Annotated in this window: 20 protein-coding genes and 1 tRNA gene; 7 read left to right on the top strand and 14 right to left on the bottom strand. The window is 43.4% G+C overall.

Annotated elements, in window-relative coordinates; all coding sequences use genetic code 11:
- The first annotated feature begins 145 nt into the window (after positions 1-145).
- On the top strand, positions 146-412 hold the full coding sequence (locus NLX67_RS04970; RefSeq protein ID WP_254310612.1) for a hypothetical protein: 267 nt from the start codon (positions 146-148) through the stop codon (positions 410-412).
- A gap of 132 nt (positions 413-544) precedes the next feature.
- Here NLX67_RS04970 and NLX67_RS04965 read toward each other — a convergent pair whose 3' ends face one another.
- The 4 genes from NLX67_RS04965 to NLX67_RS04950 all read right to left on the bottom strand — a co-directional run bounded on the left by NLX67_RS04965 (position 545) and on the right by NLX67_RS04950 (position 2,377).
- Complete coding sequence (locus NLX67_RS04965; RefSeq protein WP_254310806.1) at positions 545-1,423, bottom strand: TRM11 family SAM-dependent methyltransferase; 879 nt, start codon at positions 1,421-1,423, stop codon at positions 545-547.
- Between the two features lie 171 nt (positions 1,424-1,594).
- The gene (locus NLX67_RS04960; RefSeq protein ID WP_156154024.1) at positions 1,595-1,735 is read right to left on the bottom strand and encodes a 3-methyladenine DNA glycosylase; all 141 of its coding nucleotides are present in this window, start codon (positions 1,733-1,735) and stop codon (positions 1,595-1,597) included.
- 131 nt (positions 1,736-1,866) lie between these two features.
- Positions 1,867-2,043 carry a hypothetical protein gene (locus tag NLX67_RS04955; protein WP_254310611.1) on the bottom strand — a complete coding sequence of 59 codons (177 nt, stop codon included), beginning with the start codon at positions 2,041-2,043 and terminating at the stop codon, positions 1,867-1,869.
- A 46-nt stretch (positions 2,044-2,089) separates the two neighbouring features.
- Positions 2,090-2,377, bottom strand: coding sequence for a hypothetical protein (locus NLX67_RS04950; RefSeq protein WP_254310610.1), 288 nt, complete (start codon positions 2,375-2,377; stop codon positions 2,090-2,092).
- A 127-nt stretch (positions 2,378-2,504) separates the two neighbouring features.
- Between NLX67_RS04950 and NLX67_RS04945 the strand changes: the two genes are divergently transcribed.
- Positions 2,505-3,383: an exonuclease domain-containing protein gene (locus tag NLX67_RS04945; RefSeq protein ID WP_254310609.1), complete on the top strand. Its 879-nt coding sequence runs from the start codon at positions 2,505-2,507 to the stop codon at positions 3,381-3,383.
- A gap of 289 nt (positions 3,384-3,672) precedes the next feature.
- Here NLX67_RS04945 and NLX67_RS04940 read toward each other — a convergent pair whose 3' ends face one another.
- The 3 genes from NLX67_RS04940 to NLX67_RS04930 all read right to left on the bottom strand — a co-directional run bounded on the left by NLX67_RS04940 (position 3,673) and on the right by NLX67_RS04930 (position 4,727).
- Entirely contained in the window at positions 3,673-3,975 is a 303-nt protein-coding gene (locus NLX67_RS04940; RefSeq protein ID WP_046179805.1) for a hypothetical protein, read from the bottom strand.
- A gap of 175 nt (positions 3,976-4,150) precedes the next feature.
- Positions 4,151-4,486, bottom strand: coding sequence for a YflT domain-containing protein (locus tag NLX67_RS04935; RefSeq protein WP_254310608.1), 336 nt, complete (start codon positions 4,484-4,486; stop codon positions 4,151-4,153).
- 19 nt (positions 4,487-4,505) lie between these two features.
- Positions 4,506-4,727 (bottom strand): hypothetical protein, encoded by a 222-nt coding sequence (locus NLX67_RS04930; protein WP_254310607.1) that lies wholly within the window; start codon positions 4,725-4,727, stop codon positions 4,506-4,508.
- Between the two features lie 405 nt (positions 4,728-5,132).
- Between NLX67_RS04930 and NLX67_RS04925 the strand changes: the two genes are divergently transcribed.
- Positions 5,133-5,852 carry a gamma-glutamyl-gamma-aminobutyrate hydrolase family protein gene (locus NLX67_RS04925; RefSeq protein ID WP_254310606.1) on the top strand — a complete coding sequence of 240 codons (720 nt, stop codon included), beginning with the start codon at positions 5,133-5,135 and terminating at the stop codon, positions 5,850-5,852.
- A gap of 310 nt (positions 5,853-6,162) precedes the next feature.
- Here the strand turns inward: NLX67_RS04925 and NLX67_RS04920 are convergent, their stop codons facing one another.
- Complete coding sequence (locus tag NLX67_RS04920) at positions 6,163-6,603, bottom strand: HEAT repeat domain-containing protein (RefSeq protein ID WP_254310605.1); 441 nt, start codon at positions 6,601-6,603, stop codon at positions 6,163-6,165.
- A gap of 221 nt (positions 6,604-6,824) precedes the next feature.
- On the opposite strand from NLX67_RS04920, the gene sspK reads away from it, so the two are divergent.
- The 3 genes from sspK to NLX67_RS04905 are packed head-to-tail and all read left to right on the top strand — an operon-like array spanning position 6,825 to position 7,389.
- Positions 6,825-6,980, top strand: a complete 156-nt coding sequence (gene sspK / locus NLX67_RS04915; protein ID WP_046179810.1) for a small, acid-soluble spore protein K — start codon at positions 6,825-6,827, stop codon at positions 6,978-6,980.
- Positions 6,981-6,998: 18 nt separating this feature from the next.
- The gene (locus NLX67_RS04910; protein ID WP_156154027.1) at positions 6,999-7,175 is read left to right on the top strand and encodes a hypothetical protein; all 177 of its coding nucleotides are present in this window, start codon (positions 6,999-7,001) and stop codon (positions 7,173-7,175) included.
- Positions 7,176-7,200: 25 nt separating this feature from the next.
- Positions 7,201-7,389, top strand: coding sequence for an H-type small acid-soluble spore protein (locus tag NLX67_RS04905; RefSeq protein WP_046179811.1), 189 nt, complete (start codon positions 7,201-7,203; stop codon positions 7,387-7,389).
- A gap of 60 nt (positions 7,390-7,449) precedes the next feature.
- On the opposite strand, the gene NLX67_RS04900 is transcribed toward NLX67_RS04905, so the two are convergent.
- The 4 genes from NLX67_RS04900 to trhO form a co-directional block, all read right to left on the bottom strand.
- The gene (locus NLX67_RS04900; RefSeq protein WP_254310604.1) at positions 7,450-9,009 is read right to left on the bottom strand and encodes a Vga family ABC-F type ribosomal protection protein; all 1,560 of its coding nucleotides are present in this window, start codon (positions 9,007-9,009) and stop codon (positions 7,450-7,452) included.
- Positions 9,010-9,308: 299 nt separating this feature from the next.
- On the bottom strand, positions 9,309-9,635 hold the full coding sequence (locus NLX67_RS04895) for an ArsR/SmtB family transcription factor (protein WP_254310603.1): 327 nt from the start codon (positions 9,633-9,635) through the stop codon (positions 9,309-9,311).
- The gene (locus tag NLX67_RS04890; protein ID WP_254310602.1) at positions 9,632-10,057 is read right to left on the bottom strand and encodes an SRPBCC family protein; all 426 of its coding nucleotides are present in this window, start codon (positions 10,055-10,057) and stop codon (positions 9,632-9,634) included. The genes NLX67_RS04895 and NLX67_RS04890 overlap by 4 nt, the downstream gene beginning before the upstream one ends.
- Positions 10,058-10,184: 127 nt before the next feature.
- Complete coding sequence (gene trhO / locus NLX67_RS04885; RefSeq protein WP_254310601.1) at positions 10,185-11,138, bottom strand: oxygen-dependent tRNA uridine(34) hydroxylase TrhO; 954 nt, start codon at positions 11,136-11,138, stop codon at positions 10,185-10,187.
- A gap of 364 nt (positions 11,139-11,502) precedes the next feature.
- On the opposite strand from trhO, the gene NLX67_RS04880 reads away from it, so the two are divergent.
- A tRNA-Cys gene (locus tag NLX67_RS04880) sits at positions 11,503-11,573 on the top strand.
- A 175-nt stretch (positions 11,574-11,748) separates the two neighbouring features.
- Here NLX67_RS04880 and NLX67_RS04875 read toward each other — a convergent pair.
- Together NLX67_RS04875 and NLX67_RS04870 are read right to left on the bottom strand one after the other, a co-directional pair.
- Entirely contained in the window at positions 11,749-11,886 is a 138-nt protein-coding gene (locus NLX67_RS04875; RefSeq protein WP_254310600.1) for a hypothetical protein, read from the bottom strand.
- Between the two features lie 130 nt (positions 11,887-12,016).
- Positions 12,017-12,523 (bottom strand): GNAT family N-acetyltransferase, encoded by a 507-nt coding sequence (locus NLX67_RS04870; RefSeq protein WP_046179818.1) that lies wholly within the window; start codon positions 12,521-12,523, stop codon positions 12,017-12,019.
- Between the last annotated feature and the right edge of the window lie 88 nt (positions 12,524-12,611).

Genomic DNA, 12,611 nt, shown 5'->3' with positions numbered 1-12,611 from the left:
AAAAGTTTACACTATATTCGCATGCAAAAAAAGACACTTTTTTGCAAAATGTCTTCAGAGTGTAGACAAATAAAATCCTTTTTCAGCACATTTGTTTTTCTTATTCATCATTGTTCTTGGGTGATGGCGGTTTAGGGCTTTCTGATTGGAGTCGAAATGCGGCAGGGTCGCGACTTCGCGTTTCGCGGGAGTCTTTGTCGCAAGCCCGCCGCCGCTGTTTCGATACGAGCATCGCATGAAAGTGCCGGTTCACATGGACATGCTCCGCTGGCGGCGCCGAAACGGGACCATTACGATGCCCACTCGTTTTTCGCGAATAAAAGCCCGGCAAAAAACGGCACGAACATTCGCTGCTCTTCCAAAAAACGGGGTGAAGCAAAAAGAACGCAGACTCCTGCGGGAACAGCGGTGAACGTGAGACCCCGCAGGAGCGGGAGCGACGAGGAGGCTCACGCACTGCCCGCGGAAAGCGAAGTCCTTTTTGCTTCACCTATCGGCTCTTTCAAAAAAAAGACTGGCGACTTTGTGCAAAGTGTCTTTTCCGTTAGTTACATACTAAAATTCGCCTTGAAAAGGTTCCTTTTTTTGCTATGCAGTGGTCTTGAATCGTAAACCCAGCTTTCTGGACCATTTCTTCTATCGGGTCCACTGAAACGACAACTAATCGATCGGCAATGCGACGGGCGTTTATCAAAATGGACTGCTGTTCCGCCGGTGTCGAATGGGTGTATAAATTGTACGGCATATCGATAATCGCGACGTCATAATGCGCCTTCGTGTCTTCAATGGAGCCAAGTGTCACATTTCCTTCCAGGCCGAAATAAGCAATATTTTCACGTGAACCGTCTACGACGAGCGGATTGATGTCACGTCCTTCGATGTGAATGCCCATCGACAGCGCTTCAACGAGAACCGTGCCGATTCCGCAGCATGGGTCAACCGCTCTGATGCCCGCCGGATTTGGCACGGCAATGTTCGCAATCGCACGCGCATCCCGTGCGCTGAGTGCCGTTGAATATTCGCGCGGCTTTTTCACATGTTTCGTCCATACCCGCTCATTTTTTCGATAGCGACCTAAATACCAGCGGCCCCCGTACGCAACGATACCAAAAAGATAGTCTGGATTTTTCAAATCGGCTTCGCCAACGATTTCCCATCCAATCGCCCTTTCAATTGCCATTCGTTCACCATATTCAACTTTTTCATGAGGCAGCAAGTCATTGATTTTCACAAAAATGACTTTAAATGTTTTTTCCCCAAGGTCGATGCTGCCTGCCTTTTTTGTAATGTCGGCTGCCGTGTCACCGTCAAGCAGCACGTCTATTTTTTCCCGTATAAATGGGCTCCGATTCAGATCAAGATCAACCTTGCTTTTTATGACCGGTCCAGATGCATCCGGTCCAAAAAAAGCACGCAGTTCCATACCTGCCAGCTCCTGATCTTCAGCGCTGTAATTCACTGTATAAATAAATTCGTTCACATTGATCCTCTTTTCATGTTGTCTTCCTGCCTATTTTATTTTGACATACTTTTAACGATTGGGCAGAATCTTTTTTCAGCGAATGTGGCAAGACATAAAAAAAACCCTGACGATTTATTCAAAATCGTCAGGGTTTTTATCCTCGGGACGAGGGTCTTTTTTATCTTGTGCCCGCTGTGGTTCTATATCCTCGCCACGTTCTTTTTTCTTTTGCTGTTCTACAGATTCGTTTGACTGTTTGCCTTTTTCCGACATACAATATTGCCTCCTTTATGCTGCTTCTTTTACGTTATTTCCACATTCCACAGAAAATAAACGTTCATTTCCTTTTTAGCTGCTTATCACAGACGCGAAAAAACCCCACTGCCGGCTGACAGCGGGATTCATTATTTCTTTTTTAAAATAGCAAACGTGCGCACCATAGAACCGATGAACATGACGAGTGCGCCTCCGATTAGCATCACAAGAAATGACTCTTTTGTAATCATGCCAAACGGATAAAGAAGCCCGCAAATAAGGGTGATAAAGCCAATTGATGTAAGGACCCAGCCGAGTTTAATCATATAAGCACCTGCCTGATATACGTTCTTTCTGTTAGTTTATCATAGTTCAGCAATCGGGATAGCTTTTCCAACCATGCAATTTATACAAATCAATATAATCTTCTATCGCTTTTTCATCGTGATTCGCCAGTTCTACTGCCTTCAAGTGGACGTGGCATGCATTTCTTTCCAAGTCGAGCACAACCATCTCGACCTCCTGCGCATCACGAAAAGCCGAATCATTAATAAAGTCCCCTTTATGGGGAATAAGCATGGATTCATATTCTTTATATGTTTGTTTGCAGGTGTTTAAACTATGTTTAATCCGTATATCCTGGGCTAAATAAATATTCATCGTATCGCATCCTTTCCTCTTTCTTTTCCTACTATCCACTTTAAACACACGGTACGCTCGATTGTTTTTCATTCCAAAAAACAGTACACTTATTCTACTACTCTTAACGCAAAGGAATGATCAGCCCTTGAAAAATTTCACTGCACTTGATTTTGAAACGGCGAACGCCAGCCGGAGCAGTGTTTGTTCGATCGGACTGGCAAAGGTCGTCAATGGGAAGATAGACAAAACCTATTATTCATTAGTAAATCCGGGTGAACGGTTTGATGCACGAAACATTGCTGTGCATGGAATTCGTCCGAAAGATGTAGAGGATGCGCCTTCATTTGCCCATATTTTTGATGAAGTGATGGCGTTTATCGGCGATGATCCGATTGTTGCCCATTTTGCCCAGTTCGATATCAATGTTTTGCGGGGCACAGCCGCCAAACACCGGCTGGCGCTGCCAAACAATCCGTATTTTTGCTCCTGCATGCTGGCTAAATCGGTTTTAACTCTTCCGTCTAATAAATTAAATGTAGTAGCCAGCCATTTTGACTTTACCTTTGATCATCACAATGCCCTTGAGGACGCGGTCGCTTGTGCGGTCATTGTCAACAATATGATGAAACACCATATATCGCTTAATGAGTTTTTGGAAGAAGTAAATTATTCGTTTGGTTATATACATGGAGACTCATTCAAGAAAAAAAAGCCTGTTCGCAAGCCGAAGCCAAAACCAAAGGCTGCAGCGCATCCCTTTTCGCAAAAGTCGATCGCCTTCACCGGTACACTTACGTCGATGAAAAGACAGGAAGCCATCGACATCGTGACAAACCTTGGCGCAAACGTGCACGCCATTGTAAAAAAAGACACTGATTATTTAATCGTCGGCGAATCAGATGCGAAAAAATACCGGGATGGCCGCATTTCTGCCCAAATTCAAAAAGCAAAAGAGTGGCAGGCTAAAGGCGGACCGGTCAAAATCGTCTCGGAACGCAAATTTTTTGACGCATTATCTAAATGAAAAAACGCGCTTTTTATTTCAGCGCGTTCTTTTTTGCTTTTTTCGGCCAAATAAAATAGCTGGCCGTAATAACAAGGTCAATGCCTTGTAAAAGAAAACGTGTCAAAGCGAATCGACATCATTTTACAGTCGAACGGGACTCCAGGGCAGATCAGCATCCGCATTTTGCTCGAATTGATCCCTTATAATGAAGAAGATGTAGACACCTTATCGCTTCGCAAAGAGCTGGACACTTTACAAAATGGAAGATGACATGAAAAAAGACGCCTAGCTGGCGTCTTTTTTCATGTCAGTGGTGATGGTGCCCGCCTTTTGACGAGTTAGTGACGACAAACCCTTCTTTTGGAACGTAGAAATATTGTACGAAAATGCCATCTAAAAACTCTTCGCGGCTGTCGAGCAATATATCGATATCTTTATCCGTATGAACGACTACATCATGCTCTTTTTGGGTGTCGAGCAAAATGGCATAATGAGCGTGATTCCCATGGTGCTCCGTTACTTCAACACGAATCATTTTGCCTTCTGCTTCCGGTGTTTCAAGCATTCTTCTCAATTCTTTGGCTGCTTTTTGATTCACTTTACATTTCATGATCGCTGCTCCTTTCAATTGCTGATCAAAACATTCTCAACTGTATTTTAGCTGTTTCTTAATGAAAAGGCGAAAATTCTGCTTTTAGTCCATTATTTTGTTTAAAAAGCACCTTAAATTAAGAAGCTTTAGCTGAAAAAAGAGCTTCCTGACATGTCAGGAAGCTCTTTGCTGTTTATAAAATGACTTGGTCGTTTTTAGAAAGCAGCAGGATTTTGCCTTCGTCGAGACGTTCCTCATATTTTTGTGCTTCCGCAGGGGTTAATCCGACTTCTTCCATCTTCGCTCGAAGTGTATCGCCTGTGCTGCGGAATAAGTTTTTCATCGTCGTGCCGACACCCGTTTCATCGATGCCGATTTTCTCCGCTTTTGAACGATCCGCTACTTCATTGGTTACATCTTTTTCATGAGCAAGAACGTATACTTCTTCGTCCGTTACCCCTTTAGAATAAAGCAGATTAGCTCCTTGTATGGCTTCTTCAACAGTAGAGTATTCTTTTACAAGTGTCATAAAAATATTTCTCTCCTTTTTAGCGCTTAGTTTCTATCATATCTTCAATAGTAGTTTTCACGATTTGAAATAAAATAAACTTAGAAAGGAGAAGTTGAGACTTTTGACACGCTTCTGCTGAATGTGGTCCTCTGCATTTTTGTTTAATTGGAAACACCATCCATATTTCTTCTGGCAACTGGTCAAACTCATCAAATTTACGATCTTTTGACAGACTTTTTTTAAAAATGCGCATCAACATTTTCGAAACATCTTTGATTGCGTCGTTCAGCGATTTTTATTTCGACTAACCGCTGCTTTTCTTTTATACACTTCCTATCATCCCTTCGCGCCACCGTTTTATAAAAAAGACGGAGTACGCTTGTTCCTCAGTTTTTGATCTTCTATTTTTTTATTCACATTTTGTTGAAATGTCCCCAGGCTGAAGCCCTTTTCTTCTCACAAGGAAATCAGGTTCTGAATAAAATAAAGCAATAGAGCCCCTCTGCACTTCTTAATCTCGAATTTTTTCAAGACCTAATCTCACAATGCTCCTTTTCTATTTATCTAAAAAGGAAGAAAACCCATTTTTAAAATAATATGTACTTTCGTATTTAAAAGACTGCCAGGAAACTAAATACAGCTGAATAGCGAAAGGAGGAACAATGTGAAAAAAGAACCTGTCATTGGCATTACAAGTTCGTTTGTCCGTCAAACGTTAAATACAGAAGGGGTTTATGTTCATCGCGACTACCACCGTGCGATACTGACAGCCGGAGGCATCCCCATCATACTGCCGCCCGCCCCCTTACATGTTATTCCTTCCTACCTTGAAATGTGCGACGGTTTTATCTTAAGCGGCGGGGAAGACATAGACCCGATGCACTATGGGCAATCTCCCCATGACAAACTAGGTCCTGTGTTTCCTGAACGGGATGAATTTGAACTGAGGCTGACCGCTTCAATTTTAGAACAAAAAAAACCGCTTCTTGCCATCTGCCGCGGCCTGCAGCTTATCAATGTGTCGCTTGGCGGTACACTCTGGCAGGACCTGCCAAGCCAAGCAAACAGCAGTATTCTGCACTCACAAAGCAGCCAGCGTTCCGTTCCCACCCATCAGGTGACCCTCGTCGGCCATTCACGTTTAGCGAAAATCATTCAGGAAACCACGGTAAACGTCAACAGTCTGCACCACCAAGGAATCGAGACATTAGGGAAAGGGTTGACAGCCGTTGGCCACAGCCCGGATGATTTGATTGAAGCGGTGGAAATGGAAGGCGATGTATTCGTAGTCGGGGTGCAGTGGCATCCTGAGTCAATGGTACCAGAGAGCATCGAGATGTGCAGGCTCTTTTCCCACTTTATTCATTCCGTCCCCGTTTTTTGACAATCTAGATCAACAAAATGCTTAAGCCGCTTTTAGGTTCTTTAACGATATCTAAAGAAAGATAAACAAGAAGAAAAAATGACCAGGCTATTCTGGATACCTTTTCTGAATAGAAAAAAAGACATATACCGGAGTCTTAATCCCTTCGGATCAAGGTTCCGGTACATGCCTAAACAATTGAACAAACGAATCGAAAAATAAGGTATTTCCCCAAAAAAATAAAACGAGAGCGCTCCGATTGACGATCAAAGCGCGCTGGAATGAAAGCTTGGTTTTTACCTTTATCTGCTTGACAGAAATAGGACGACGGTTATTTAGTTAGAAGACTTTCCCATGTTTCTTTCAGCCAATGGTCAAATTCAGCGCCTTTTTCGCCTTCGTACGTATCGTATACGTCAAGGCGCATTTTTTTAAGCTTTTCTTCAAACTCGTCAAATGTATGGTCTTTCGGCAGGCTTTTTTTAATGCGCAGCAAAATTTTCGAAACGTCTTTAATCGCCTCGCCTTTTTTCTTTGGCGGCTGTACATCTTCGCCCCACTTTTTAAGCTCGCGATAAGCAGCATCCTGTACTTTAGTGACCGTGTCTATGGCCATAATCCGTTTTAATAACTTGATCGTTGGTTCGCTCTTCGACTGTCCGAGTTCTTCAACTGCATCCAGACGTCCCCGCCAATTCGACTTACGATCAGCTGATTTTTTCAATTCTTTAAAATTCGGAGGCACTTCGCTTTTTACTTCTTTGTTAGTCAAACAGTCCAATCTCCTTCGATGCCAAAATAATTTGACAAAATAATGTTCAACAGCCATTATAACATGATTTGGCAGGCCAAAACGTTTTATTCACAGCTTTACCTGAATCCTCAAAATCATACATCCATCCTTTTCATACAAAACGAACTGATAATTTTCATCCAATGCTTCATACTATATAGGCGGAAACGCATATTTCATCTACAACTGGAGGGGAAGAAATGAGGAACAAAGCAAAAGATTTCTCCGTTTCATCCATGAAAGGCGAAGCTGGAAAAGCACGGGCGAAAGCAGAATACGCATCTAAACGTGCAGATGGCACCATCAACACCCATCCGCAGGAACGAATGAAAGCATCAACAGATCGAACAGATTAATGGAGGGAGACGGGCATAATGGGGAAAGATGAGCATAAAACAGGCAGCCGCGGCAGTCGGGGACTTTCTCAGACCCCTAAAAATTTAAAAATACCGGCGGATACGGTGAACGAAGAATATGCCCGGGAGCTGGCAGAACTGACCAGCTTAAGACGAAAAAGACTGAACCAAGGCGAGGCATCTAAAAAAAATTAATTCCGGTTTTTCTGGAGGTAATCAAATGGACGTTCAACGAGCGAAACAAATTGTTTCTACTCCATCATCAGATGTGGAGGTTCAATTTAATGGGGTGTCCGTCTGGATTGATCAAGTCCATGAAGACGGAAAAACGGCAACGGTTCACCTGCGCGGTCCCGGGGAAGAACGGACAGAAGTTGGAATAGAAGACCTAAAAGAAGTCACTCATTAAAAAAAGGCTGTCTCCTTCAGTAAGGGGACAGCCTATCGTTTTTAATTTTACAGTTTCCATTTATTTCAACATCCGCTTTTCTGCCAGCAGTCGCTGAAATTCTTTTTCCAGTCCATCCGATGGCTCTATACTCATTTTGCCGAGTACTTCGGCGATTTTCGTTTCGATTAACAGCAGCTGTTCTTCTGTTTCATCACGCCCAGATTTTCTTTGTCTTTCCGTGTATTTCTTCAAAGTTCCATCAAAAACGTTTAGCTTCGTTTCATGAATCACCAGCACTTTTGTGGCGATTTTTTCTGCAAAACGTCTGTCATGCGACGTAAAAAGGACCGTGCCTTCATAATCGATTAAAAGGGACTCTAACGCTTCGACAGCTTCAATATCCAGAAAATTGGTCGGTTCATCCAAAACGAGGACGTTCATTTCGCTGACAAGCAATTTCGCAAGCGCCGTTTTCACCCGCTCTCCTCCGCTTAATACATTCACTCTTTTAAACACATCTTCCCGCCAAAAGCCGAGGCGCGCGAGTACAGTGCGAATCAGTGTTTCATCTTGATGGGACGTCTCTTTTACGTTTTCTAAAATAGTTCGGTCCGCATTCAAAATCGTGATATGCTGGCTGAAGTACCCGATATTTACAGACGGTGCAACGGAAATGCCGGTATCGTTGTGAATAATTTTTTTCAAAAGCGTCGTTTTTCCGCTGCCATTTGGTCCAATGAGTGCTGCTTTATCACCGCCGCGAATAAAAAAGTCAGCCGGCTTCCAAAGGAGCTGTGTTCCGATCATTCCTTTAACCTGCTCCACCCGAATGAGCACTCGGCCCTTCAAGCTTTCCTGTTCTTGTACATTCATGCGAATCGGAGGCAGTTTCTTTTGCTTTTCCACTTTTTCAAGCTTTTCGAGCCGTGTTTCCAATGCTTTTGCTGTCGTTTGCAGTTTCTTTTGTTTTTGGGCAAAATACGGCTTGACGTTTCGCGCTTCAGAGAGGCTGACCGATTTTGGCTTTTTCACTGCCCGTTCCGCTTTTTTCTGTTTCGCTGCAATCGCCTGCTCCAGCTGCTTTTTCGTTTTTTCATACTGTTCATGTTCCAACTCCTGCCGCTGCCGATCCGCTTCTTTTTGAGCAACATAAGCTGAGTAGTTTCCTTTGTATATATGAATTTCCCCATTGTCTATTTCCCATATAACGGTACATACAGCGTCTAAAAAGGTGCGATCATGAGAGACAACGACATACGCACCCTGCCATTTGGACAGCTTTTTTTCCAGCCACTCAACGTGACCCGTATCAAGATGGGTTGTTGGTTCATCGGCTAAAAGCAGCTTTGGACTTTTGCTCAGTGCTTCATTCACATAACGCTGCGTGATTTCCCCGCCGCTTTTATTTGGATCAATCTGTTTCAGTTGCGGCAAAAGCTGAATGGTCCCATTTCGACTAATAGTTCCATTATCTGGTTCAGTTTTTCCGGCCAACACATGCAGCAATGTTGTTTTCCCACTGCCATTTTTGCCGACCAGGCCAATCCGGTCTTTTTCCTGGATGACTAAATGATCAATTGACAACAATAACCGGTCCTGCACCTCTAAGTAAATCGTATTTGCTTCTAACACATTCATCTTCTCATCCCCTTTTGTTTAAATAGGGACAAAAAAAGCCCCCACTCATTTTCAGAATAGGAGGCATAGGAAAAAGCAGGGATCTCCCCTGTTCGCTTAAGCCTAATCCTATTCTGAAAACATCCATTGAAAGCATCACAAAAAAGCGCTGAATTGCTTTTTTGAAAAACATTTCAATTAGACTGCGTTCAAAAAATAGGATTAGAACTTCATTCGATTGGGTCACCCTTCCGTTTGTTTATTACAGCTAAATTAATGGAAATCTTTTGTTTTGTCAACTGCTTGGTCATCAAAACATTTCATTCTGGTTCCTGCTCTACAATGAACTGAAGACGTGTAAGCTTGTTGTTCCAGAACCGCTCATAGTAGTGAAGCCACTCCTTCAGCTCCATTAACGGTTCAGTATTCAAATGGTACATTTTCTGGCGGCCTTCTTTTCGTCCCTTCACTAATTTTGATTCAGACAACAAATGAAGATGCTTCGTGACAGCGGTACGGCTGATCGGAAAATACGACGCGATTTCTGAAATCGGCCGGTCTTTTTCCGCTAGAAGCCGCAGTATTTCACGGCGTGTCGGATCGGCGATAGCTTGAAATACATCATGTTTTCCCGCCGGTTCGGTCATGCGGATTCAACAGCCTTCCGAAGCTTCTCATTCACAAGACCGCTCCATCCACCATTCATCCGGTCACGAACAGCCGAAACAGGCGCATTAGCTTTTGGCATTGTTTCACCCGCTTCTCCCCATCCGCTATGAATGACTGTAAACTCTGTTTTTTCTTCTATCTCTTTTAGTAAAAATGTAACGATCCAACCTTCTGTATCCCATGAAAAAGACAGCCGGTTTGGCGGATCTATTTCGAGTACTTTACACGGTGAAGGACCGAATGGGGACTGTAAATGAAATTCCTGTCCTGCTTCAGGCCTGAAATCGTTTGGCATAAACCACTCCTCCAGCCCTTCTGCCGTTGCAGTTTTTGCCCACACTTTTTCAATCGGCGCATCCAATATGACTGTTTGCTGAATGTCTTCCACTTTTTGTCCCATCTGCTGCTTCCTCATTTCTATTTAAAATAAAACCTTTTGGTTACATATAAAATTATATAACACCTTTTGATTTTATTTCAACTGAAAGAAAAAACGCCGGATGAATCCAGGCGTTTTCCAAGCTTATTTAGTGTGCTTCAGCCGGCTGTGTAAGCTTTTCCAGCCGTTCTTCCACTTCTTCCGGCGTTAAGCCGTGTTCCTCGATATAACGGTTGCGTGGATGTGTCCGGCAATGATCCGAGCAGCTGCGCAAAAAGCGGTGTTCTGACTCTTCTGACGCTAAAATCTTTTTATTGCATTCCGGATTCGCACAGCTGACATACCGCTCGCACGGCTCGCCGGTAAAAAAGTCTTTCCCGACGATCGTTGGGTTGACGCTGTTAACCGGTACACTAAGCCGATCATCGAATACGAAGCATTGACCATCCCAATTTTCCCCCTGCACTTCTGGATCTTTTCCATAAGAGACAATACCACCGTGCAGCTGCATGACATCTTCAAATCCTTCCTGCTTCAGGAAACCGGAAAATTTTTCACAGCGTATGCCGCCTGTGCAGTACGTTAAAATTTTCTTGCCTTCCAGTTCATCCCGGTGATCCCGGATCCACTGCGGCAGCTCACGGAAATTCTCCACACCCGGCCGGATTGCACCTTTGAAATGGCCGAGATCATGCTCATACGTATTACGCGCATCGAGCACCACGGTATTATCTTCCTTCATTGCCGCCAAAAATTCTTTCGGTTCCGCATAGTCTCCGGTGAGTTCAAGCGGATTCACATCTTCTTCAAGACGAAGCGTCACCAATTCTTCGCGCGGGCGGACCTTTAATTTTTGAAACACGTGCCCCTCTGCTTCATCTATTTTAAACACCATATCTTTAAACCGGGCATCTTCCTTCATCGCCTGCATATAGCGTTCTGTCTGTTCCACTGTTCCCGAAACCGTGCCGTTAATTCCTTCTTTTGCGACTAAAATACGCCCTTTTAACTCAAGCTCCTGGCAAAACAACTTATGCTCCGACGCGAACGTTTCCGGGTCATCTATTGGTACATATTGGTAATAAAGCAATACTCTGTACATCTTTTCCTCCACCTATTCACTTTTTTCTTATGGTATCATATCACGTTTGACGGCGGGATGGGGATAATCTGCTTTATATTCATTCAGCCGAATGTGAGTCCATTTTATGTGCACGTTGTCTGCTTGTTTGGTGTTTCTCAATTTTTGATCCTTTTTCAATAAATTTCTCCTGATTTTTCTTTTGAGAGTAATAATCCTTTAAGTAGATGAATAGAATTATTTTCAAGCGGAATCGTTTCATTGAGAAAAATCCTATCGAGAAGGAATAAAAGTGAATCTCTTTAAAAAATAATATTTGACTTTTATGTAATAATAAGTATAATAAAAGTATCAAGAAGCTTCTCGTAGAATATGAGATAAACATGGTAGTATGGCCAAGCGGCAAGGCAAAGGTCTGCAAAACCTTGATCCTCGGTTCAATTCCGAGTACTACCTTCAAATGTAAAAAAGAGCGGGACAACATTTAAATTGTTGTCCCGCTCTTTTTTCACGAGATAATTTTCTGCCAAAAAAGGGTGCCTCAAGCTTGAGACACCCTAGTTTAAAAGCGTTTTGAAGACAGCATCACCTGCTGGCCGCTGAACCGCTCAAACAGAAAACGGTCTTCCTGCTAAAACAGTGAATGCGCCTGATCCAGCTGCGCTAATCGTTTTCCTTTTTCCAGATCATATATGAGCACAGTGGTGTAAGGAGCATTTCCAGCAAACAGATCAAGTGCAAGATAGCGGCCGTCCGGGCTTACCGTCATTCCTTCGATGCCAATTCCTTTTTGTTTATTAATCGATTCAACTCGGTCAATAAAGGTAAACTGCCGGGACTAATCTCCCTCACTATGCGGCGAACAATTCAAGCCATTTGTTTACACAAGCAACAGGCATTTATTCGATAGGCAGCCGGTATGCTTTTACTATAATGCCATCATTCGCCGGCTCAAAATCGTATTGCGGCATGCGCAAAAAGCCCATGTGTTCATAAAGCTGCATGGCTGTTTTCATAAAATCAGCAGTGTGCAGCCCGATGTACGGCAAGCCGCTTTCTTTTGTATGCCGAATACATTCGTTTATGAGCGCTTTCGCTGCTCCTTTATTCCGTGCCTGCGGTGCAACAGCCAGCATTCTAATTTCCGGATAATCCAGCATATCCACCAGTCCTGTGTAAGCATTTGATTTTGCCGGAAACAGCGCTACACTGCCAATGACTTGTTTTTTCTCAACTGCTACGAAAAGCTCTACTCCCTCCTGGTTCTCCGCATCTGAAGAAATAGCGCTTTTAAGCGCTTCCCAATGCCCTTTTGGAATGTGTTTTGCATGTTCTTCGTACGCTTTTATTCTTTGTTCGCGAATCAGTTCTACTTCGGCCTGCAACGCTTGTCGAATGGTGATCATCTTGTCCCCTTCTTTCAGTTTGGTTTCTTTATCCCTGCAAACATAGGATCAACCAGCCCGCAGAACTGCTTTTTCGTTCTACTGGTCT

Source organism: Domibacillus sp. A3M-37, from assembly GCF_024213455.1.
Classification (GTDB): Bacteria; Bacillota; Bacilli; order Bacillales; family Domibacillaceae; genus Domibacillus; species Domibacillus tundrae.
This window is presented reverse-complemented; position numbering and strand designations above follow the sequence as displayed.